The 21,724-nt window shown below is 65.8% G+C and carries 18 protein-coding genes and 2 riboswitches; of the genes, 7 read left to right on the plus strand and 11 right to left on the minus strand.

The features are described 5' to 3' along the window. Window positions 1-99 precede the first annotated feature (99 nt). Window positions 100-639 carry a gluconokinase gene (locus DN387_RS04520; RefSeq protein ID WP_043861445.1) on the minus strand — a complete coding sequence of 180 codons (540 nt, stop codon included), beginning with the start codon at window positions 637-639 and terminating at the stop codon, window positions 100-102. A gap of 207 nt (window positions 640-846) precedes the next feature. Here DN387_RS04520 and DN387_RS04525 point away from each other — a divergent pair, with 207 nt between their 5' ends. Continuing rightward, complete coding sequence (locus tag DN387_RS04525) at window positions 847-1,866, plus strand: LacI family DNA-binding transcriptional regulator (RefSeq protein WP_054914573.1); 1,020 nt, start codon at window positions 847-849, stop codon at window positions 1,864-1,866. Between the two features lie 89 nt (window positions 1,867-1,955). After that, window positions 1,956-3,275, plus strand: coding sequence for a PAS domain-containing methyl-accepting chemotaxis protein (locus DN387_RS04530; RefSeq protein WP_054914572.1), 1,320 nt, complete (start codon window positions 1,956-1,958; stop codon window positions 3,273-3,275). 8 nt (window positions 3,276-3,283) lie between these two features. Here DN387_RS04530 and DN387_RS04535 read toward each other — a convergent pair whose 3' ends face one another. The 6 genes from DN387_RS04535 to DN387_RS04560 form a co-directional block, all read right to left on the minus strand. Next, on the minus strand, window positions 3,284-6,589 hold the full coding sequence (locus DN387_RS04535) for a transporter substrate-binding domain-containing protein (protein ID WP_254506010.1): 3,306 nt from the start codon (window positions 6,587-6,589) through the stop codon (window positions 3,284-3,286). A gap of 7 nt (window positions 6,590-6,596) precedes the next feature. Beyond that, on the minus strand, window positions 6,597-7,211 hold the full coding sequence (locus DN387_RS04540) for a response regulator transcription factor (protein WP_043861449.1): 615 nt from the start codon (window positions 7,209-7,211) through the stop codon (window positions 6,597-6,599). 295 nt (window positions 7,212-7,506) lie between these two features. Beyond that, window positions 7,507-8,253, minus strand: coding sequence for a precorrin-4 C(11)-methyltransferase (gene cobM / locus DN387_RS04545; protein WP_043861450.1), 747 nt, complete (start codon window positions 8,251-8,253; stop codon window positions 7,507-7,509). A 28-nt stretch (window positions 8,254-8,281) separates the two neighbouring features. Next, window positions 8,282-8,686 (minus strand): cobalamin biosynthesis protein, encoded by a 405-nt coding sequence (locus tag DN387_RS04550; protein WP_054914569.1) that lies wholly within the window; start codon window positions 8,684-8,686, stop codon window positions 8,282-8,284. Beyond that, window positions 8,686-9,375: a CbtA family protein gene (locus DN387_RS04555; RefSeq protein WP_054914568.1), complete on the minus strand. Its 690-nt coding sequence runs from the start codon at window positions 9,373-9,375 to the stop codon at window positions 8,686-8,688. The genes DN387_RS04550 and DN387_RS04555 overlap by 1 nt, the downstream gene beginning before the upstream one ends. Window positions 9,376-9,386: 11 nt before the next feature. Next, window positions 9,387-9,572, minus strand: a complete 186-nt coding sequence (locus DN387_RS04560) for a CbtB domain-containing protein (protein ID WP_043861453.1) — start codon at window positions 9,570-9,572, stop codon at window positions 9,387-9,389. A gap of 113 nt (window positions 9,573-9,685) precedes the next feature. Next, window positions 9,686-9,915, minus strand: a riboswitch (cobalamin riboswitch). Window positions 9,916-9,971: 56 nt separating this feature from the next. Further along, a riboswitch (cobalamin riboswitch) is annotated at window positions 9,972-10,171 on the plus strand. 97 nt (window positions 10,172-10,268) lie between these two features. Here DN387_RS04560 and cobW point away from each other — a divergent pair. The 4 genes from cobW to DN387_RS04580 are packed head-to-tail and all read left to right on the plus strand — an operon-like array spanning window position 10,269 to window position 16,772. Further along, the gene (gene cobW / locus DN387_RS04565; RefSeq protein ID WP_043861454.1) at window positions 10,269-11,339 is read left to right on the plus strand and encodes a cobalamin biosynthesis protein CobW; all 1,071 of its coding nucleotides are present in this window, start codon (window positions 10,269-10,271) and stop codon (window positions 11,337-11,339) included. A 3-nt stretch (window positions 11,340-11,342) separates the two neighbouring features. Next, window positions 11,343-15,092 (plus strand): cobaltochelatase subunit CobN, encoded by a 3,750-nt coding sequence (cobN, locus tag DN387_RS04570; protein ID WP_054914567.1) that lies wholly within the window; start codon window positions 11,343-11,345, stop codon window positions 15,090-15,092. A 7-nt stretch (window positions 15,093-15,099) separates the two neighbouring features. Beyond that, window positions 15,100-16,107, plus strand: a complete 1,008-nt coding sequence (locus tag DN387_RS04575) for an ATP-binding protein (RefSeq protein ID WP_054914566.1) — start codon at window positions 15,100-15,102, stop codon at window positions 16,105-16,107. Continuing rightward, window positions 16,104-16,772, plus strand: coding sequence for a VWA domain-containing protein (locus DN387_RS04580; RefSeq protein ID WP_229589463.1), 669 nt, complete (start codon window positions 16,104-16,106; stop codon window positions 16,770-16,772). The genes DN387_RS04575 and DN387_RS04580 overlap by 4 nt, the downstream gene beginning before the upstream one ends. 117 nt (window positions 16,773-16,889) lie before the next feature. On the opposite strand, the gene DN387_RS04585 is transcribed toward DN387_RS04580, so the two are convergent. Further along, window positions 16,890-17,156 (minus strand): hypothetical protein, encoded by a 267-nt coding sequence (locus DN387_RS04585; protein ID WP_054914565.1) that lies wholly within the window; start codon window positions 17,154-17,156, stop codon window positions 16,890-16,892. 323 nt (window positions 17,157-17,479) lie between these two features. Here DN387_RS04585 and DN387_RS04590 point away from each other — a divergent pair, with 323 nt between their 5' ends. Continuing rightward, a complete protein-coding gene (locus DN387_RS04590) occupies window positions 17,480-18,805 on the plus strand; it encodes a sigma-54 dependent transcriptional regulator (RefSeq protein WP_043861458.1) in 1,326 nt (441 codons plus the stop codon). A gap of 88 nt (window positions 18,806-18,893) precedes the next feature. On the opposite strand, the gene DN387_RS04595 is transcribed toward DN387_RS04590, so the two are convergent. From DN387_RS04595 to DN387_RS04605, 3 genes are read right to left on the minus strand one after another with little or no spacing between them, the layout of a single operon-like run. Continuing rightward, window positions 18,894-20,180 carry a hypothetical protein gene (locus DN387_RS04595; protein ID WP_236171921.1) on the minus strand — a complete coding sequence of 429 codons (1,287 nt, stop codon included), beginning with the start codon at window positions 20,178-20,180 and terminating at the stop codon, window positions 18,894-18,896. A 47-nt stretch (window positions 20,181-20,227) separates the two neighbouring features. Continuing rightward, the gene (locus DN387_RS04600; protein WP_054914563.1) at window positions 20,228-20,968 is read right to left on the minus strand and encodes a hypothetical protein; all 741 of its coding nucleotides are present in this window, start codon (window positions 20,966-20,968) and stop codon (window positions 20,228-20,230) included. A 33-nt stretch (window positions 20,969-21,001) separates the two neighbouring features. Continuing rightward, window positions 21,002-21,682 carry a C39 family peptidase gene (locus DN387_RS04605; RefSeq protein WP_043861461.1) on the minus strand — a complete coding sequence of 227 codons (681 nt, stop codon included), beginning with the start codon at window positions 21,680-21,682 and terminating at the stop codon, window positions 21,002-21,004. Between the last annotated feature and the right edge of the window lie 42 nt (window positions 21,683-21,724).

Raw genomic sequence — 21,724 nt, forward strand, 5'->3', positions numbered from 1 at the left:
GTTCAGTGCCTCGTATTGTCATTGTTGTGGGCGGAACTTTTACAGCGTGCAGCAGTCGAGACAGCGCTATCTTTGGTGAGCCGGAAAACTGCCGGAAAATCAGGCAGTTCGCGCCAGTGCCGACTCACCGCAGGGCTTTAGCCAGGTGTCTACCTGACGGGCCAGCTGGGCGATGGGTTGGGTGGCGTCCAGGGTCAGGGTCAGGGTTTCGCCGCGCGGTGACTCCAGGGCGGCGAACTGGCTGTCGATCAGGCTTGCCGGCATGAAGTGGCCGGGGCGTGCCAGCACGCGGCGTTCGGCTTCCTGGGGCGTCAGTTCGAGGAACACGAAGCCCAGGTCGGGTACGGCGTGGCGCAGGGCGTCGCGGTAGCGCTTTTTCAGCGCCGAGCAGGTGAGGATCGGCCGTTCGCCGGCCTTGAGGGTGGCCTGCAGCTCTTCGCCCAGGCGGATCAGCCAGCCAGCGCGGTCGTCATCGTCAAGGGGAATGCCGGCGCTCATCTTCTGGATGTTGGCGGCAGGGTGAAAGGCATCGCCTTCGATCAGGCGGCCGCCGCTGCAATCGGCGATGGCAGAACCGACGCAGCTCTTGCCGCAGCCAGCCACGCCCATCACCACAATAGCGGACAGGGGAGAGTTCATCGGTACCTCCTGCGGGGCGAGATAGCGCTATCTTTGGCCGAGGCTGACAACGCCTCGGCGGCTTCCCACCCGGTTGTTATTGGTTTTGTAAAAGCAGTCTGGGCGCTCATCGCCGTGCACCTGCAGTTATGCATTGCCTGACGTCTGAGACAGCGCTACCTTAGTGCCCGTTCCCTTCTCTTTGCAAGCCGAAAAATAAAAGCCCCCATGACCCGCATTGGCTCCCGTACTACCGGTCGTCCCACCCTGGCTGAAGTGGCCAGGCTTTCCGGGGTTTCCCCGATCACCGCCTCGCGCGCCCTGCGCGGCATCAGCACGGTTGCCCCGGAACTGGTGCAGAAGGTCAAGGATGCTGCCGCAGCGCTGGGCTATGTCGCCAACCCGGCAGCCCGCGCGTTGGCGTCGGCACAGAGCCAGTCGGTGGTGGTGCTGATTCCGTCGCTGTCCAACCAGCTGTTCATCGAAACCCTCGAAGCCATCCACGACGTGATGCGCCCGCGCGGTCTTGAAGTGCTGATCGGCAACTTCCACTACGACGTGGCCGAAGAGGAGAACCTGATTCGCAACTACCTGGCCTACCAGCCGTGCGGCATGCTGCTCACCGGCTTCGACCGCACCGAGGCGTCGCAGCAGATGCTGGCCGCCAGTGGTGTGCCCTGCGTGCACATGATGGAGCTGGGTGGGCCGGACACGGCCACTTCGGTCGGGTTTTCCCAGCAGCAGGCCGGGCGCGCGGCCGCCCGACACCTGATCGAACGCGGACGGCGGCGCCTGGGCTTCATTGCCGCGCAGCTCGATCCGCGGGTGATGCAACGCGCCGACGGGTTCCGCCAGGCGCTGGACGATGCAGGGCTGTATGACCCGGCACTGGAAATGCTCGCACCGCAGCCGTCATCCATCGGCCTGGGCGGCGAGCTGTTCAGCCAGTTGCTCGAGCGTCACCCGGAGGTGGACGGGCTGTTCTTCTGCAACGACGACCTGGCCCAGGGCGCGATTCTGCAGGCCTTGCGCCAGGGCATCGAGGTGCCGGGGCAGGTGGCGATGGTGGGCTTCAACGACCTGCCGGCATCGGCTCACCTGGTACCGCGCCTGACCTCCATTCGCACCCCGCGCGCTGCCGTGGGGCGGCAAGCTGCGCAGGCGCTGCTGGCGTTGCTCGACGGCAAGGGCGGGCAGCCGCGCACCCAGGACCTGGGCTTCGAATTGATGGTGCGCGAAAGCAGTTGACGTGGGGTGATAAACGGTGATGGCAGTTGGCTTGCAGGGTACAGAAGTGCATCTATGCTGAGCAAAAACCGCCAATGGAGTGGTAACCAATGTTTAACGCCCATCGCAAGTCTGACCTGGCTGAAATCGAGCGTTGCACCCAAGCGTTACACCACTCCAATGCCAAGCTTGCGGCCATAGGCCGCTCGATGGCCATGATCGAGTTCAGCCCCGACGGGGTGATTCTCGAAGCCAACGAGCGTTTCTGCTCCACCCTGGGCTATGCCGCCGAGGAGATCATCGGCAAGCACCACCGCATTTTCTGCGAGCCCGACTACGTCAAGAGCGATGAGTACCGCACCCTGTGGCGCGACCTGGCGCGGGGCGAGGCCCACAGCGGTACCTTTCTGCGGCGCGACAAGGCCGGGCACGATGTGTGGCTGGAGGCCAGCTACATGCCGGTGTTCGGCGTCAACCAGCAGGTCACCAGCGTGATCAAGGTCGCCTCCGACATCACCCGGCGGGTGGTCGAGGAGCATGAGAGCGACAGCCTGATCAATGCCATCAGCCGTTCCATGGCGATGGTCGAGTTCACCCCCGAAGGCAATGTGATCCGTGCCAACGAGAACTTCCTCAAGACCATGCATTACCGGGCCGAGGAGGTCATTGGCCAGCACCACAGCCTGTTCTGCCACCGCAGCGAAAGCGAGTCGAGCGCCTACAAGGCATTCTGGGCCTCGCTCAATCGCGGCGAGTACCATTCCCATCGTTTCGAGCGCAAGAACAAACTCGGGCAGATGGTGTACCTGGAAGCTTCCTACAACCCGATCTTCGATACCCGTGGCCGCCTGTACAAGGTGGTCAAGTTCGCCAGCGACATCACCCACCAGGTGTGTACCCAGCAGACGGCGGCCGAAGCGGCCCACGCCACCTCGGTGCAGAACGATGCCTGCGCGCGCAAGGGCTCGGAGGTGGTGCAGCATACGGTGCAGGTGATCGAGGAGATCTCCCGCGAGCTCAATGCCGCAGCCCGCAGCATCGATGCGGTGAGCAAGCAGTCGGAACTGATCGGGCAGATCGTGCAGACCATCCGCAGCATTGCCGACCAGACCAACCTGCTGGCCCTGAATGCCGCCATCGAGGCGGCGCGGGCAGGTGAGCACGGCCGCGGCTTTGCCGTGGTGGCCGACGAGGTGCGCAGCCTGGCGGCACGCACCAGCAAGGCGACCCTGGAGATCGTCGATGTGGTGCGCCAGAACCACGACCTTTCACTCAATGCGGTGGCCAGCATGCAGTCGAGCCTCAGCCGCACCGGGCTGGGGGTGGAACTGGCCAATGAGGCGGGGGAAGTGATCCTGGAAATCCAGCAGGGTTCGCAGCACGTGGTGGACGCCATCAGCCAGATCAACTCGACCCTGCAGCTGCACTGAGCCTCATCTCAGCCGGCGGCGATGGATCGCTGCAGGTGTTCATGCAGATCCTTCAGGCTCTGTTCCAGCGCCGCCAGCAACGCCTCGATGGCCTTGTCCGGGGCCTTGCCGGTACAGGCCTGCTCCAGCGCATCGCAGTGCCCCACCAGGCCATGGGCCTTGAGCATCTTGGCGCCGCCCTTGATGCGGTGCGACAGGCTGCGCAGTTGCTGTCGACTCGCGCCTGAGCCCAGGGCACGCAACGCCTCGAGGTCTTCGGCGCTGCTGCGCTCCAGCTCCGTCAGCAGACGCTTGATCAGCCGTGGGTCACCCAGGGTCAGGTGCTTGAGGTTGTCGATGTTGAAACCACTGTTGTCCTCGGCGCGGGGCTCGGGTGGCGTCTGCGGCTCGGGGGTATCCACCCCCGACAGGTGACGGCTCAAGGCGCCCAGGCCGATCGGCTTGAACAGGCAGTCATCCATGCCCGACGCCAGGCAGCGCTCGCGTTCGTCGGCCTGGGCGTTGGCGGTCAGGCCCAGGATCAGGCAGGGCGGGCGATTCGCCTGGGCTTCCTGGGCGCGAATCTCGCGCGCCAGCTGGTGGCCGTCCATGCCGGGCATGTTGCAGTCGGTGATCACGGCGTCGAAGCGCCCGGCCTGCCAGGCCTGCAGGCCGCCCGCGCCGTCGCTGGCCTGGGTCACCCGATGGCCCAGCACGCTCAGCTGCTTTTCCAGCAGCATGAGGTTGGCGGGGTAGTCGTCGACCACCAGGATGTTCAGCCGCTGGCTGGCCTGGGCCGTTGGCTCCTGGGCCGGTTCCTCGGGTTGACTGGCGGTGCTGGCCAGCATCAGCGGCAGGCTGACCGTGACCTGGGTGCCATGGCCCGGGGTGCTGTGCAGCTCCAGGCTGCCCTGCATCAGTTCGCACAGGGTCCGGCTGATCACCAGGCCCAGGCCGGTGCCCTGGCGAGCCGGCTGGCTGCCGGCCTGGATGAAGGGGTGGAACAGGCGCTGCTGGTCCGGCTGGCTGATGCCGATGCCGCTGTCCTCGACGGCCAGGTGCATGTGCACCTGCTTGCCGCACGGTGTGGGCTGGCACTGCAGGCGCACGCTGACGCCGCCGCGCTCGGTGAACTTGATGGCATTGCCCAGCAGGTTGGACAGGATCTGGCGAAAACGCAGCGGGTCGATCTCCACCAGGGCGGCGGGGGGCTGCAGGTCCTGGGTCAGGCTGATGTCCTTGAGACGGGCGCTGCTTTCGAACACCTGCACGGTGCTGCGTACCAGCGCACCCAGGTCGGTGGGTTGTGGCGCCAGGCTCATGTGTCCGGATTCGATGCGGGCGATGTCCAGCACGTCGCCGATCAGCTCCAGCAGGCTGCTGGCCGAATCGAATGCCACCTGCAGGGAGTGCTCGTCGGTGCGGCCCTGTGCGGCATCCTTCAGGGCAAGCTCGAGCAGGCCGATCACCGCGTTCATGGGGGTGCGGATCTCGTGGCTCATGGTGGTCAGGAAGGTGCTCTTGGCGTGGTTGGCGTGGTTGGCGCTGTCGGCCTGTTCCTTGGCCACATGCAGCTCTTCGAGCAGGTGTTCGCTGATGCGCAGCTGCAGTTGCAGGGCCTGCTCGGCCTCGGCGCGTTGCTGCATCAGCTTGCGCAGGTAACGGTTCCACAACGCTATGGCAAGCACCAGCGCCACCGCGATGCCCAGAATCTGCAGCACCAGCGAGCGGTAGTTGCGCCAGGGCGTGTCGCTTATCAGGGCGTTGATGCGCCAGCGATTGACCAGCTGGGTCATCTGCTCGGGCGGGATGCTGAGCAGGGATTTTTCCAATATCGCATGCAGTGGCGAAGAACGTTCGGTGGCGAAGGCCGCGAGGGCCGGGGTGTCGTCCAGCAGGGTGGCGATGCGCAGGCGGTCCTTGAACATGCGGCTGATGAAGTAGGCGGCGTTGATCTGCGAACTGAGCGCCGCGTCCGCGCGGCCCTGGGCCACGTACTCCATCAGTGCCAGCGGGTCGTCGACTTCGATCAGGCTGATGGCGGGATAGCGCTGGCGCAGTTCGGCGCTTACCGGTGTACCGCGAATGATCGCCAGGCGCTTGCCGTCGAGCTGGTCGGGGTGGCGGATCGATGTATCGCGCACGCTGGTCACCAGCACCCGCGGGTTGGCCAGGTAGGGCCGGGTGAAGGCCAGGGTTCTGGCGCGCTGCTCACCATAGTTGAGCGCGCCGACGACCTCGGCTTCGCCCTGTTCGACCATGCTGATCATGGTGGGCACCGAGTCGGTCTCGATGATCTGGAACTTCAGGCCGCTGCGCAGGCTGATCTGCGCCAGCACGTCGGCGGTGATGCCGCGAAAGTGCTGGTTTTCGTCGAAGAAGCTCAGGGGCGCGAAGTACTTGTTGATGACCACGCGCACGCTGGGATGCTGCGCGATCCAGTGTCGCTCTTCGTCGGTCAGCGCGATGTCCGCCCGGTTGAGCAGGATACTGCTCACGCCGCTGGTCCAGCGGCGCATCACGTTCAACCGGTCGCTGTCGGTGATGCTGCCCAATGCCTTGTTCACCAGGTCCAGCAACGCGGTGTTCTCGCGCACCAGGGCAAAGCCGAAGGAAGAGCGCTGGGGTTTGACGTAGTGGGAGATCTGCAGGCTTTCGCGGTAGTTCTTGCCGATCAGGTAGTCGGAACTGATCGCGTCGCCGATGAATGCATCGGCCTGGCCCAGGGCCACCGCCGACAGGGCCGACATGGTCGAGGCGTACAGTTGCAGGTTCGCCCGGGGGTAGAGCTGGCGTACCAGCGACGGTGGCAGGTAGTGTTCGACCATCGACAGCGTCAGCCCGTCGAGCGGGTCGTCTGGGTCATGGGTCACGCCGACGGGGGTCGCGATGATCGGCTGGTCGTCGGCGTAGGGCTGGCTCATCACCAGTGCGCTGTCGGCGGCTTCGTAGCCGTTGGCGCTGCCCAGCAGGTCGATCTGGCCACTGTGCAGGGCGGCGATGGCCTGGATACGGTTCGGGAACTGCAGCACCTGCACCGGGATCTTCAACTGCTCGCCGATCAGGCCGGCGAAGTCGGCGCTGACCCCTTCATAGTCGTGCTGGCTCACATTGATGTCGAAGGGCGGGTAGTCCGGCGCCGAGGTGCCCAGGCGCAGCACCTGCTTGTGCTTGAGCCACCGACGTTCGGCGAGGGTCAGCGGGGGTGGCGCACTGCTGCTGACCGAGCGCCCGAGCAGTTGGCGGGCAACCCCCGGCTCCTGTGCCATGGCGCTTATCGCCAGCCACTGCACCAGGCAGGCGAGCAGCAGGGCAGGCAGGCAACGCTTGGTCATGGGCGGCTCAGGTCAGTGCGTTGCGGTTGGCCACATCGATCAACTCAACCAGCGATACCACCCCGAGCTTTTCCATGATGCGGGTCTTGTAGGTGCTGATGGTCTTGGCGCTGAGGATCATCGCCGTAGCGATTTCGCCGTTGCTGGCGCCCTTGGCCAACTGGCGCAGCACCTCGAACTCACGGTTGGACAGCTTGTCCAGGCGCTGGAGTTCCGAGCTTGACCGGTCATTGAAGCGTGACGCATCGGGCAGGTAGGAGTAACCGTTGAGCACGGCCTTGAGGGCGGCGCTCAGGATATCGAGGTCTTCGTCCTTGCGCACGAATGCCGAAGCACCGGACTCGATGCAACGGCGGGCGAACAGCCGGGGTGGGCGGCCGGTCAGTACCAGGATACGTGGCGGGTTGGTCAACTGGCTGAGCCGCTCCAGCACGCTCAGGCCATCCAGGCGTGGCAGCCCCAGATCGAGGATCACCACGTCAGGCTGCAGCTTGCGCGCCAGTTCGACGGCACTGGCGCCGTCTCGGGCTTCACCGACGATGTTGTAGCCATCGCGCTCCAGCAGGGTGCGGATGGCGAAGAGGATGGTGGTGTGGTCATCAACGATCAAGACTTTGGGCATCGCGCAACTCCTTGTCAGAGAGGTGATCCAGGCCCCGAACCGTTCGGGGCGACGCCTGCCCAGGCTCTGGCAAGGCGGCCAAGATACGTGGAAACGCTCAGCAGGAGTACGTCCAGTATAGAAGTGAGGAAGAAATCAGTTCGATTAGAGGATTTTTCTTACAAGGCGCTCGAAAGTTCTGTAGCCGATTTCCTATCGTCTGGGCCGGTTGTCGCCTGCAGAGGCTGTTGAATTGGCAGGCGCGCCCATGGGAACGCGCCGGGCATCGGGCCGGGAGGGCCGCCGTCAATGGCCGTCAAGGTCGGTACAGGTGCGCATGCCCGGCGCGGTAGAGCGCCGACTCGCTGAAGGTATCGCTGCCCAACACCCGGCCCACCAGGATCAGTGCGGTGCGTCGAAAGCCCTTGGCCTGCACCCGTTGCACGATGTCGTCCAGGCTGCCCAGCACCCAGTCCTGATCTGGCCAGGTGGCGCGGTGCACCACGGCGATCGGGCAGTCGCTGCCGTAATGCGGGCGCAGTTCCTCGACGATTCTGGCCAGGTGCTTGACCCCCAGGTGAATGGCCAGTGTTGCCTGGTGGCTGGCCAGGCTCCCCAGCGATTCGCCCGGCGGCATCGGCGAGGTATCGCCGTAGCGCGTCAGGATCACGCTCTGGGCGATGTCCGGCAGGGTCAGCTCGCATTCGAGCAGGGCGGCACTGGCAGCCACGGCGGTCACGCCGGGGATGATCTGGAACGGGATACCCAGTTCACGCAGGTGGCGGATCTGTTCGCCGATCGCACCGTACAGCCCCGGGTCGCCGCTGTGTACGCGGGCCACATCCTGGCCGTTGGCGTGGGCCGTGCGCATCAGCTCGATGATCTGCCCCAGGTGCAGTTCGGCGCTGTTGATCACGGTTTCGGCGCGGTGGCCTTCTAGCACGGCGGCGGGCACCAGCGAGCCGGCATAGATGATCACCGGGCAGCTGTGGATCAGGCGCTGGCCCTTGACGGTGATCAGCTCGGGGTCGCCCGGGCCGGCACCGATGAAATAGACGGTCATGATGAATCCTTGGAAAGATTGCGCGGCATTATCCGTCAAACGGCGGGGCCCAGGCCAATGCCAGGGTGGCGGCGCCTTGCACGGTGCGTGGCAGGCGCAGTGCGGCATTGGCGCCGCCGCGTTGCTCGGCCAGGGCCAGCGCGGCGCTTTCGGCCACCCCATGGCAGCCGCTGAGGGCGAACGCCGTGGGCGAACGGTGGCTCAGGCGGCTTTCGAAGGGGGCCAGTTGCGCGGCCGAAAAGAACACCAGCGGCAACCCCAGTTGCCTGGCCAGTTCATGCAGGCCGGGTTCGTCGGCCTTGAGGTCGATGCTGGCCAGCCCGGCGAGGGCAGAGGCGGGCAGGTGATGGGCGAACAGGGTCTGCTGGAGCAGGGCGGCCAGTTCGCGGGCCGGGCAGCCGCGACGACAGCCCAGCCCGGCATACAACTGCATCAGGCTGGCTGGCGACGGTACAGCCAGGCACTGAGCAGGCCCAGGGCCAGCCAGAACGCGGCATTGGTCAACAGCGACGCCACCTTGAACTGCGCCTCCAGTGCTTGCGGCGCCAGGCTCTCGTGCACCTCCGGCTGCGGCGCACCGATCACGTGCGGAACAACCAGCAATGCCACACCCAGCGCCTTGAGCAGCCAGTTGTGCGCAAACACGATCAGGGCCAGGCCGGCAGCGGTGGCAGCCGCGGCGCCCACCCACCACAGTTGACGCTGCGCCAGGTCGGCGGCGGCAGTGCCCGGCAGCTCTGGCGGCAGCCCGAGGGTGGGCGCCAGGCAGAATACCGCGAACCCGGCAAGCCCCCAGGCTGCGCCGGTGGCGGTACGGCCCGGCGCACGCAGGGTGTACAGCGCAGCCAGGATCAGGGCAAAGCCGACCGCCACCACCAGGTTGCCACCGGTGGTCGACAGCACGCGCTGCCAGCCGTCTTCAGGCGACCAGGCCTCGGCATCGTGGTGGTGGCCTTCACCCGCGGCGTCGGCATGCTCATGGGTTTGGGCGGCCGGTGCCGGGTTCTCGTAGGTTTCGGCCTGCAGAATCAGCGGTGCGACCCAGAAGCTTTGCAGCAGGGTCAGCAGCAGGGCGGCGAGCAGGCCGGTAAAGCCTGCGGTGCGGGCAATGCGCTTGATCATCGGGGCAGGTCTCAGTGGCAAGGGAACGCGGCGCTGTGGCGGGTATCGTGGGCAGCGTTGTGCACCGCCTCGATGTGCGAGAAGCCGGCGAAGTAGACCAGGCAAAGGCCCAGCAGCGATGCACCGATGGCGACGGCCAGGCGCTGGCTGAGGGTAGTGGGGGTGACGAGGGGCTGGCTGGCGGTACTGATGGGCATGGCGCGTTCCTTTTTGCTGTTGTCGTGTCGTCGGGGCTATCGGCAACAGGCAAGCGCGGCCAACCCCTGCGCGAGGCTCGCCCAGGGGTTCAACAGCGCCCGCCCACCGCGGGTTTGTCATGACTGTATCGGGCCGGTCTCCGGGCTTGCGAGGGCTGGCAGCATGCTCAGCCTGAGGGCGTCACCTTCCCATGCCGCACAGCTGGCACAGTGGTAAAGACGCTTTCCTCGCTTACCGTTGCGGGGGCAGCACCGGATTTGTCGCTGCTTCTTTGCAGAAGCGGCTGACGCACCGGTTTCCCGTTTCACCTTGTAAAAAGGCACCCGAACGAATGCGGCTAGCAAATCATGCGCGCCGGCATCCGTCAATACAGCGGTTGACCTGCCCCGGACCACTGCGTAGCCTAGCCGCTTCGAGGTTCTGCGGCCCTGGCTGCAGCTAAGACGGGAATACGGTTCAAGCCGTGGCTGCCCCCGCAACTGTAAGCGTTGAACGGCATCGGCCGTGCCACTGCCCCGGGCGGGAAGGCGTCGATGCAGCCGGCAGGCGTGCCGGCACAGCGCGAGCCAGGAGACCTGCCTCGAACAGTTTCCGACTTTCAACCGGGCGGGGTGATCCGGTGGCGAATGCGCTCAGGCAGCAAGGCTCCTGCGGCTCTCGTCCTGCATGCCCGCCATCCTGCCAAGGGCACCCCCATGAAAACACTGGCCAAACTCCCCGTCACCATCGTTACCGGCTTCCTCGGCTCGGGCAAGACCACCTTGCTGCGGCACATGCTCGACAACGCCCAGGGCCGCCGCATCGCGGTGATCGTCAACGAGTTCGGCGAGCTGGGCATCGATGGCGAGATCCTCAAGCAGTGCAGCATCGGCTGCACCGAGGAAGAAGCCAGCGGGCGCGTCTACGAGCTGGCCAACGGCTGCCTGTGCTGCACCGTTCAGGAAGAGTTCTTCCCGGTGATGCGCGAGCTGGTGGCGCGCCGTGGCGACCTGGACCATATCCTCATCGAAACCAGCGGCCTGGCGCTGCCCAAGCCGCTGGTGCAAGCTTTCCAGTGGCCGGAAATCCGCAACGCCTGCACGGTGGATGCGGTGATCACCGTGGTCGACAGCCCGGCCGTGGCCGCCGGCACCTTCGCTGCCTACCCCGACCAGGTGGACGCCCAGCGCAAGCTCGACCCGAACCTGGACCACGAGTCCCCACTGCACGAACTGTTTGCCGACCAGCTGGCCAGCGCCGACCTGGTGGTGCTGAACAAGGCTGACCTGATCGCTGCCGACGACCTGGCCAGGGTGCGCGCCGAGGTGGCCGAGGAACTGCCGCCTGCGGTCAAGGTGGTGGAGGCCAGCAGCGGCCGCCTGCCGTTGGACGTATTGCTGGGTCTGGGCGCCGAATCCGAGCAGCACATCGACGCGCGCCGTACCCACCACGATTCGCACCATGACGGCGATGACGACCACGACGATCACGACCATGATGCTTTCGACTCCATCTCCATCGAGTTGCCCCAGGCCGACGAAAGCCTGCTGCTCGATGCCCTGACCCAACTGGTGGTGCAGCACGGCATCCTGCGCGTGAAGGGCTTCGCGGCCATTCCGGGCAAGCCGATGCGTCTGCTGGTGCAGGGCGTGGGTACGCGCTTCGACAAGCACTTCGACCGCGCCTGGCGCAGCGACGAGCCACGTACCACGCGCCTGGTGCTGATCGGCCAGGACCTTGACGCCGTGCAACTCGAAGCCAGCCTGCGCGCCGCACTGGGCGCCTGACCCATGCACCTGCTGCGGACCCAGCCCGGCGGCTTTGTGCCGGACGACAGCATCGCCGACCTCGGCCAGACCCCCGCCGACCTGGTGATTCTCTGCAGCGGTGATTCGCACCTGGCACTGCTGGCCGAAACCGCCCAGCAGTTGCCGGACGACTACCCCAGCCTGCGCCTGGCCAACCCGATGCAGGTGCAGAACCATGCTTCGGTCGACCTGTATGTGGACGAAGTGCTGCGCCATGCCAAGGTCATCCTGGTGTCGCTGCACGGCGGCATCGGTTACTGGCGCTATGGCGTGGAGCAACTGGTGGCGCTGGCGGGGCGGGGCGTGCAACTGATCCTGGTGCCGGGCGACGACCGCCCGGACCCTGAGCTGACCAGCCTGAGCACGGTGCCCGCTGCCCAGGCCGAACGGTTGTGGCACTACCTGCGCCAGGGCGGCAAGGCCAATGCGCTGAACCTGTTCCAGTGCCTGGCCAGCCAATGGCTGGGCCGCGACTACCACTGGGACGAGCCGCAGCAGTTGCCGCGCACCAGTGTCTATCACCCGCAACACCCCCAGGCGAGCGTGGACAGCTGGCGTGCCCTGTGGCAGCCCGGCCAGCCCGTGACGCCGATCATCTTCTACCGCTCGCACCTGCAGGCCGCCAACACGGGGTTCATCGATGCGTTTTGCGAGCGTCTGCAAGGCGCGGGGCTCAACCCGCTGCCGATTGCCGTGGCCAGCCTCAAGGAGGCAGCCTGCCTGGACCAGGTCGAGCAATGGCTGGACCAGGTCGACGCGGCCCTGATCATCAACACCACAGGCTTCGCCCAGTCCAGCCCGCAGCAGCCGCATTTGCGCCCGTTCCGGCGCGACATCCCGGTGCTGCAGGCCATCTGCGCACAGGACAACCAGCCGGCCTGGGAGGCCAGCGAACAGGGCCTGGGGGCCCGCGACCTGGCCATGCACATTGCCCTGCCGGAACTGGACGGGCGCATCATCAGCCGGCCGATCAGCTTCAAGGACCTGGCCTGGCGCAGCGAACGCAGCCAGTCGGACGTGGTGTGCTACAAGCCGCACCTGGAACGCATGGATTTTGTTGCGGAACTGGCCCGGCGCTGGTCCGAGCTGGCGCGCCTGGGCAACCCGCAAAAACGCGTGGCGCTGATTCTGGCCAACTACCCGACCCGCGACGGGCGCATCGGCAACGGTGTGGGGCTGGACACCCCGGCGGCGGCGCTCAACATCCTGCGCGCCATGCAGGCCCAGGGCTACCCGGTGGGGCCGTTGCCAGACAGTGGCACGGCGCTGATCCAGGCCCTGCTCGGCGGGGTCAGCAACGACCTCGACACGCTCGACCAGCGCCCCTGTGCGCAGAGCATGGCGCTGGACGATTACCGCGCCGCCTTCGCCCTGTTGCCCCAGGCCAACCAGCAGGCGGTGCGCGAGCGCTGGGGCGAGCCGGAGCAGGACCCGATGTTCCGCAGCGGGCGCATGATGGTCGCCGGCCTGCGCCTTGGCCTGACCTTCGTCGGTATCCAGCCGGCGCGCGGTTATCAGGTCGACCCCAGTGCGGTGTACCACGACCCCGACCTGGTGCCGCCGCATGGCTACCTGGCGTTCTACTTCTGGCTGCGCCACGCCTATGCCGCCGATGCGCTGATCCACGTGGGCAAGCACGGCAACCTGGAGTGGCTGCCGGGCAAGGGCGTCGGCCTGTCGGCCGGGTGCTGGCCGGACGCGTTGCTGGGGCCGCTGCCGAACATCTACCCGTTCATCGTCAACGACCCGGGCGAGGGCGCCCAGGCCAAGCGCCGCACCCAGGCGGTGATCATCGACCACCTGATGCCGCCGTTGACCCGCGCCGAAACCTACGGGCCGTTGCGCGACCTGGAACTGCTGGCCGACGAGTACTACGAGGCGCAACTGCTGGACCCGCGCCGGGCCCGTGAACTGCAGCGCGACATCCTCAACCTGGTGCGCGACAACCACATCGACCGCGAGCTGCAGCTGGAAGGCGCGCTGGACGATGCGGCGGTGTGGCTGCCGCGCCTGGACACCTACCTGTGCGACCTCAAGGAGTCGCAGATTCGCGACGGCCTGCATGTGTTCGGCCAATCGCCGGACGGTCGCCTGCGGATCGACACGCTGCTGGCCCTGCTGCGGGTGGAACGTGGTGATGGGCGCGGCCCCAATGCCAGCCTGCTGCGCGCCCTGGCCCGCGGCCTGGGGCTGGGCTTCGACCCGCTGGACTGCGACCTGGGCCTTGCCTGGGAAGGGCCACGGCCGCCGAGCCTGGCACAGGTGAGCAGCGAGGCCTGGCGGACCAACGGCGACACCCGCGAGCGGCTTGAACTGTATGCCGCCCGCCTGATCGAGCAGACCCTCGACGGGGCGCCGGCCAGCCACCAGCACAGCGCCGACGTCGAGGCCGTGCTGCAGGCGCTGCGGGCCCAGGTGGCGCCGCAGCTGGATGCCTGCGGCCCGGCCGAAATGCAGGGCCTGCTGGCGGCGCTGGACGGGCGTTTCGTGCCGGCGGGGCCGAGCGGGGCGCCCAGCCGCGGGCGCCTGGACGTGCTGCCCACCGGCCGCAACTTCTACACCGTGGATGTGCGCAACCTGCCCACCGCCACGGCATGGCGCATCGGTTTCGCCTCGGCCAACCTGATTCTGGAACGCCACCTGCAGGACCACGGCGACCACCTGCGCCAGCTCGGCCTGTCGGTATGGGGCACGGCCACCATGCGCACCGGCGGCGACGACATCGCCCAGGCCATGGCCCTGCTCGGCGTACGCCCGGTATGGGCCAGCGGCAGCCAGCGGGTGGACGACTTCGAGATCCTGCCGGTGAGCCTGCTGGATCGCCCACGGGTAGACGTGACCCTGCGCGTTTCGGGGTTCTTCCGCGATGCGTTCGGCAACCTGATCAAGCTGTTCGACGCGGCGGTGCAGGCCGTGGCGGCACTGGATGAGCCGGATGACCTCAACCCCCTGGCGGCCAAGGTGCGCAGCGAGCGTGCCGAACTGCTGGCCGCTGGCCTGAGCCCCGAGCAGGCCGAGCGCCAGGCGGGCTGGCGGGTGTTCGGCTCCAAGCCCGGTGCCTACGGCGCCGGGGTGCAGAACGCCATTGACGGCCGTCTGTGGCACAGCCGTGAAGACCTTGCCGAGGTCTACCTCAACCATGGCGCGTATGCCTATGGCGCCTCGGACGACGGCACCGCCGCGCGCGAACCCTTTGCCCGGCGCCTGAGCCAGGTGCAGGCGGTGCTGCAGAACCAGGACAACCATGAGCACGACCTGCTCGATTCCAATGACTACTACCAGTTCCAGGGCGGCATGCTCGCGGCGGCAGAAAGCCTGGCCGGCGCCGGCGTTGCCAGTTACCACGGCGATCACAGCCAGCCGGATCGCCCGCGCATTCGCACCCTCAAGGAAGAACTGAACCGGGTGATCCGTGCGCGCGCGCTCAACCCCAAGTGGATCGACGGGGTCAAGCGCCATGGCTACAAGGGCGCGTTCGAGATGGCTGCGACGGTCGACAACCTGTTCGCCTTCGATGCCACCACGCACCTGATCGACGATCATCATTACCAGTCGCTGGCCGAGGCCTATGTGCTCGATGCCGCGACCCGCGAGTTTATCCGCCAGCACAACCCCGAGGCCCTGCGCGACATCACCGAACGTTTGCTGGAGGCCCAGCAGCGCGGGCTGTGGCAGGCTCCGGGCGAGTATCGACAGGCCCTGGAAGAGCAACTGCTGGACGCAGAGGAATAAGCCAGACATGAGCGAACCCGTACATTTTCCGCTGGCCGCCGTGGTCGGCGCCCACGACCTGAAGCTGGCGCTGTGCCTGACGGCCATCGACCCCAGGATCGGCGGCGTGCTGATCGAAGGCCCGCGCGGCATGGCCAAGAGCACCCTGGCCCGGGGCCTGGCCGACCTGCTGGGCGAGGGGCCCTTCGTGACCTTGCCGCTGGGCGCCACCGAGGAGCGCCTGGTCGGCACCCTGGACCTGGATGCTGCGCTGGGGCAGGGCCGCGCCCAGTTCTCGCCGGGTGTGCTGGCCAAGGCTGATGGCGGCGTGCTGTACGTCGACGAGGTCAACCTGCTGCCCGATCACCTGGTCGACCTGCTGCTGGATGTGGCTGCCAGCGGCACCAACCGGGTAGAGCGCGATGGCATTTCCCATCGGCACAGTGCGCGCTTCGTGCTGATCGGCACCATGAACCCGGAGGAGGGCGAGCTGCGTCCGCAGTTGCTCGACCGTTTCGGCCTGAATGTGGCCCTGCAGGGCCAGCCGCTGCCCGAGGCGCGAGGCCAGATCATCCGCCGCCGGCTGGACTTCGACAGCGACCCGCAGGCGTTCTGCGCGCAGTGGGCCGATGCCCAGGCCGAGCTGCGCCAGCGCTGCCAGCAGGCACGCGAGCGCCTGGAACAGATTGCCCTGGATGACCAGGCCCTGACGCAGATCACCCAGCGCTGCTTCGAGGCCGGGGTCGACGGCCTGCGCGCCGACCTGGTCTGGTTGCGTGCCGCCCGTGCCCATGCGGCCTGGCGCAGTGCACCGGGCATCGAGGCCGAGGATATCGAGGCGGTGGCAGAGTTTGCCTTGCGCCATCGGCGCCATGACCGGCCCGCCGAGCAACCGCCTCGCCCCGACGCTCAGCCCCAGGGGCAATCGAGCCCGTCGAGCGAGCCCCAGGGCAGTGGCCAGTGGGGTGAGCTGCCAGGCCAGCCGGTGGCTGTGGGCGCTCGGCGCGAGGTACCGCGCTGGCCAAAAAAGCCTTGAGCATCCGCCCGCGCTCGCACCCGGCGGCGGATGCCAGGCCCCGTGCAGGCAAGCTCGACCGGGGCCCGCGCGGGCGTGCCCGGGCAGCCGGGCAGGGCAGCGTGGCCTGGCCTGCCACCCTGCTCAAGGGCCGCCCGCGCCAGCGCGACGAGCTGTGCTGGGCGCAGCGCACCGCCGCGCCGACGCAGCTCTGGCTGGTGATTGTGGATGCGTCGGCGTCTACCCGGCGTTACCAGGCACTGAGCAAGGCCAAGGGTTTGCTGGCCGAACTGTTCGACCAGGCGTACCGGGCCCGCGCCAGGCTCGCCCTGCTCACGGCCAGCGGCCGCGAACCGCGCTGGCAGCGCCACGGCCTGAAGGCCTCTGCTGCGCTGCAGCCCTGGCTGGCGGAGCTCGGCGCCGGCGGAGGCACGCCACTGCTTGAGGCACTGCAGCAGGCCCGGCAATGGCTGACCCAACGCCAGCGGCGCTACCCCAATGAGGTGCAGCACTGCCTGATCCTAACCGATGGCCGGCTCAAGGCCTGGCCGGCGCTGGAGGCACTGCCGTGCAGCAGCCTGCTGGTGGACATGGAAAGCGCACCGGTTCGCCTGGGCCGCGCCAGGCAAATGGCGCTGGAACTGGGTGCGCAATACCAACACCTGGAACAGTTCAACTTGCGTTGAAACAAGTACTTGGGCCGTAAACTGCGGCCAACTGCCGCAGCCGCCGGCGCACACTTCACAAACAAAAAAAGTGCACCCAGTGGGTGCACTTTTGCATGAACGGGGCAGGCCGGAAAGTTACTTCGGCATGCTCCACGGCTGCAAGTCATAACCTTTCTGGCTCAACTCGGCGCGCACTTCCTCGATCAGGTGTGCCAATTGCTGCGGGTCGGAATAGGTGCTGCTTGGAACTTGCTTGCTGCCGATACGGGTGCTGGTCCGGTCGATTACCGCCAGGCTGAGTTCGCCAGTGCCGTTAGGCACATCCCAGGCGACGCACTGGAAAGGTTCGAAGGCGTGGTCGGCAATCAGCAGTGCTTCGTTGACACGGAGCGGGGCGTTCATGGGTTCGGTCTCTCTGTGGTCCCAAACATTGAAAAAGTTGCGGCAAGGTGTGTTCCCTGCGGCAGGTTACTTGTACTGATGCACGCAGTAGTGGGTCAGGTCACACTGCAAGTAATGTTTTTTTAATCGGTGCTGACAATCTGCATTCATTGGCAACATCTGGGACGTTGAATTAACAGGAAAATTCTACCGAGCCGAAAGCAAGGCCGTATTTGCAGACGGACGGTAGTGGGCATTCTGACGTTGGTTGCTACTGTTACAGACGGGCCATACAACATGCTGTTTCTACTAACATTTCCAATAATTGGCGCCAAGGAAAGGTCATGCTGGAACCGGTACCGAACCGCCGCTTGCTGATCGTTGACCCTTGTGACGATTGCCACCGCTTGTTGCCAGGCCTGCGCAGCGTAGGTTGGGACGTGCGCACCTGCACCCTTGCCACTGCCCTGGAGCACCCTTGCGATGTGGGGTTGCTGCGCCTGCACGCCAGCCACCTGCAGCACCCCGATGCGGTCAAGGACCTGATCAGCCGCAGCGGTACCGAGTGGATCGCGGTGCTCAGCGCCGAGGAGCTGCGCGCGCAGAACGTGGGTGATTTTGTGTGCGAGTGGTTTTTTGACTTCCATACGTTGCCGTTCGATGTCTCCCGCGTGCAGGTGACCCTGGGTCGCGCATTCGGCATGGCACGCCTGCGCGGCAAGGGCAACCTGCATGTGGATGAGCCCGAGCACGAACTGCTGGGTGACAGCCGCCCGATCCGCGAATTGCGCAAGTTGCTGAGCAAGCTGGCGCCCACCGAGTCACCGGTGCTGATTCGAGGAGAGAGCGGTACCGGCAAGGAGCTGGTGGCGCGCACCCTGCACCGGCAGTCACAGCGCCACGACAAACCGTTCGTGGCGATCAACTGCGGGGCGATTCCCGAACACCTGATCCAGTCCGAGCTGTTCGGCCACGAAAAGGGCGCCTTCACCGGCGCGCACCAGCGCAAGGTCGGGCGCATCGAGGCTGCCAACGGCGGCACGCTGTTTCTCGACGAGATCGGCGACCTGCCGCTGGAACTGCAGGCCAACCTGCTGCGTTTTCTGCAGGAAAAGCATATCGAACGGGTGGGCGGCAGCCAGCCGATTGCGGTGGACGTGCGCGTGCTGGCTGCGACCCATGTCGACCTGGAGAGCGCGATCACCAGCGGGCGTTTTCGCGAAGACCTGTATTACCGGCTCAACGTGCTGCAGGTGGTAACGGCACCGCTGCGTGACCGGCATGGCGACCTGTCGATGCTGGCCAGCCACTTTTCGCGTTTCTACAGCCAGGAAACCGGCCGGCGCCCGCGCACCTTCAGCGAAGACGCGCTGATGGCGATGGGCAAGCATGATTGGCCGGGTAATGTGCGCGAACTGGCCAACCGCGTGCGTCGCGGCCTGGTGCTGGCCGAAGGGCGGCAGATCGAGGCCCAGGACCTCGGGTTGCAGGGGGCTCAGGTCGAGATGACGCCGATGGGTACCCTGGAAGACTACAAGCACCGCGCCGAGCGCCAGGCGCTGTGTGACGTGCTCAATCGTCACAGTGACAACCTCAGCATTGCGGCCAAGGTGCTTGGGGTGTCGCGGCCTACGTTCTACCGGTTGCTGCACAAGCATCAGATTCGCTGAAGATCCCACGCTACGTCCATTCGCCAGCAAGGCTGGCTCCTACCCGAAGGTAGGAGCCAGCCTTGCTGGCGAATGGCGTCGGCGCAGATCAGAAGTAGTAAGGGAATTTGAGGCTGAAGGTGAAGTCCGGCGCATCGTCGGTCAGGCCGATCGACAGGTTGGGCACTATGGTCAGGTTGTCGGTGGCGGCCAGGGTCATGCCCACGTTGAAATAGGCGGCGTTGGCATCACTGCTGGGTACCGAGGTCCAGCTGTCACCGGTTTCGGCCGACTTGATCTTGGATTTGCGCGCGATCAGGTCGGACACCGAGAACGACATGCTCATCTTCTCGTTCAGCGCAAAGGCGATACCGGCGCCGATCTGGAAGCTGTCGCCCAGCTTGACCTTGCCCGGCACCTTGACCCCGGACGTGGAGCTGACGTCACTGAACGACTCTTCCAGGGTATGGGTATAGGACAGGCTGCCGAACAGTACTGCCGGGTCGAACGTCTTGACCAGCGAGATGCCCGGGCTGATGGACCATACGCCGTTGCCGGTGGGCAGGTCTTCGGGGTAGGCGAGGCTGTCGTTGTTCGGGTCCTGGATCAGCTTGATACCGAACGGGTCCTTGCCGGTGGGCACCTTGACCCGCAGGGTGAGCACCGCATCGGGGCTGTTTTCCGATTCGTCGAGGAACTTGTAGGCCACGCCGAAGTTGACATCCCCCAGGGTCGGGTCGCGGGTGACGGTCTGTTCGGTCACGCCCTGGGCGTTGTTGCCGGCGCCCCCGGACTGGTAGGTGGACTCGCGGTAGACGATGGGGGCGTTGATATCGAACTGCCAACGCTGGTCGAGGTTGTAGCGGGCAGTCAGGTCCAGGGTCCAGTTGTCGGCCTTGATGCGGTCCAGGTTGATGTTGCCCAGGAAAATCGAGTCCAGCGCGAGGAAACCGTTGAGGATCAGTTGGCGGGTGTCGTAGCGGGCGTAGGTGATACCGGTCTCGACGCTGAACTTGCCGCCACCGAAGAAGCCGCTGGCCTCGTCGTACAGGTTGGACACGCTCTGCGCAGGTTCCGAATCGCCCTTGAGCGCTTCGCCGTAGGAACTGCCGGTGCCGGGGGCCGCCCCGGATGCGGTAGCCACCTGGCCTGACCGGGTGGGGGCCGCTGGCGAGCGGGTCAGGCGCTGAGGGGGTGCCGGGGGTTGATCTTCAACCTGACGGACCCGCTGCTCGAGCACCATCAGTGCCTGCTGCTGGGATTCATAACGTTGCTTGAGTGCCTGCAACTCCTGTTTCAGGGCCTCAACTTGCGGATCTGGCGCCGCTTGCAGCAGCGCTGAAGACGCCAGAGTGCTCACACAGACCACTGCCTTCAACGAAAACGATCGATGCATGGGTTAGCCGTCCCTTCCAACTGCGGTGAATTGAGACAGAGCGTAGATCAATATCCGGAAATACGAAGGCCCTTGAGTTGATCCAGGTTGCAGTTCAAGGCCCCGGCAGTAGGCAGGTTGTTGCGCAGTACCACATTGAGCTGGGTGATGTTGTTGACGGCGTTGTTGCCGCCCAGGAGCGTGGTGGCCTGCAGCAGCCCGCCCTGGGCCAGGCGCTGCACCGTATTGCCCTGGTTGTTGTTGGCCTGGATACCCAGCTGGATGCCCTTGCCGGTGGAGGAAACGCTCAGCGTGCCGGCGCCATTGCTGCCGGTGATGGTCTGCCCGCTACCCAGCAACTGACCCTGTGGCTTGCCCGCCGCCGGGGCACTGTTGGCTTCCTTCACGTTGATCGAGACATTGTTGTAGGCCGTGTTGTAGTCGCCCGCCGCGCGTACCGACTGGGTAACGCCCTGGGTCGTGCCAAGGCCGGCCCCGCCGGTGACGGTACCGTTGCCCTGGGTTACCGGGGCGCCGTTGCCGTCGCGCGTGTCGAGCGAGACATAGAACTGCGGCTTGAACGAGGACTGCTGCACTTGCATGCTGGCGGTGGCCCCGATGCTGTCGCCGCGGGCGTTCTGCCAGGTGCTGCTCATCACCACGCCAAAGCTGATGATGCGCCCTGGCATCACATAGCGTCCGCGCAGTTCGGACAGTTCCTGGTCCTTGATCTCGATGGGCTTGAACTGCGCATGGGCAGGCAAGCTGGCGGCCAGGCAGGCGGCAACCAGCCAGGTTGAAGTCTTCATCGGGTGCTCCCCGGAGCTTCATGCCCCTTCTGATTAGAAGAAATCACTTTGTATGAAACCAAAATCCATCAACTGCGCATCGTCTACCGGGCTGAACCCGTTGATCTTGTTTTTTGCAGTCAAGGGTTGTGGCGGGTCGAGCAATGCGTTGGCCTTGTCATAGCCAGGGCCGATGACGGCAAAGATGATGCCGTTCCAGCCTTTGACGAAATCATCGAACTTGTAGCGTTTGTGGCCCAGAACCGGGTCACCGATGTACACCCAGTCCTTTTCGGTGCGTTGCAGCACCACGAAGTGCTTGTAGCCGCGAATATCCATCAGCACCACCACCGGAATGGTGACGCTTTGCAGGCTCTCGGGCGGGATCCGATAGCCCCGGGCACGCATGCCGATGCTTTCCACGTACTTCTTCATGTCCAGCATGGAGAAGCCCTGGGTCTTGACCACTTGCTGGTCGGCGTGGGCGAGCATGCCGTCGATGATGTGTTCTTCGTCGACGTCCAGCCAGTAGGCTTGCTTGAGGACGGTGGCCAGGGCGGCGGCGCCGCAACTGAAATCGGTTTTCTGTTGTACAAGGTCGGCGAAGCGTCGTTCGCGAATGCTCTGGATGGGCTTGTAAATGACATTGCCGCCCGGCAGGGCAGCGATGGGCATCTGTGCGGCCTCGGCCAGGCTGGCCAGAAACAGCAATGCGGCAAGCAGGGCAATGCGCATGGTCTTCGCACCGTGTAGATGGCAGGAAAGGGGCCCCTGGGG

This window comes from Pseudomonas sp. FBF18, assembly GCF_024261405.1.
Taxonomy (GTDB): domain Bacteria; phylum Pseudomonadota; class Gammaproteobacteria; order Pseudomonadales; family Pseudomonadaceae; genus Aquipseudomonas; species Aquipseudomonas palmensis.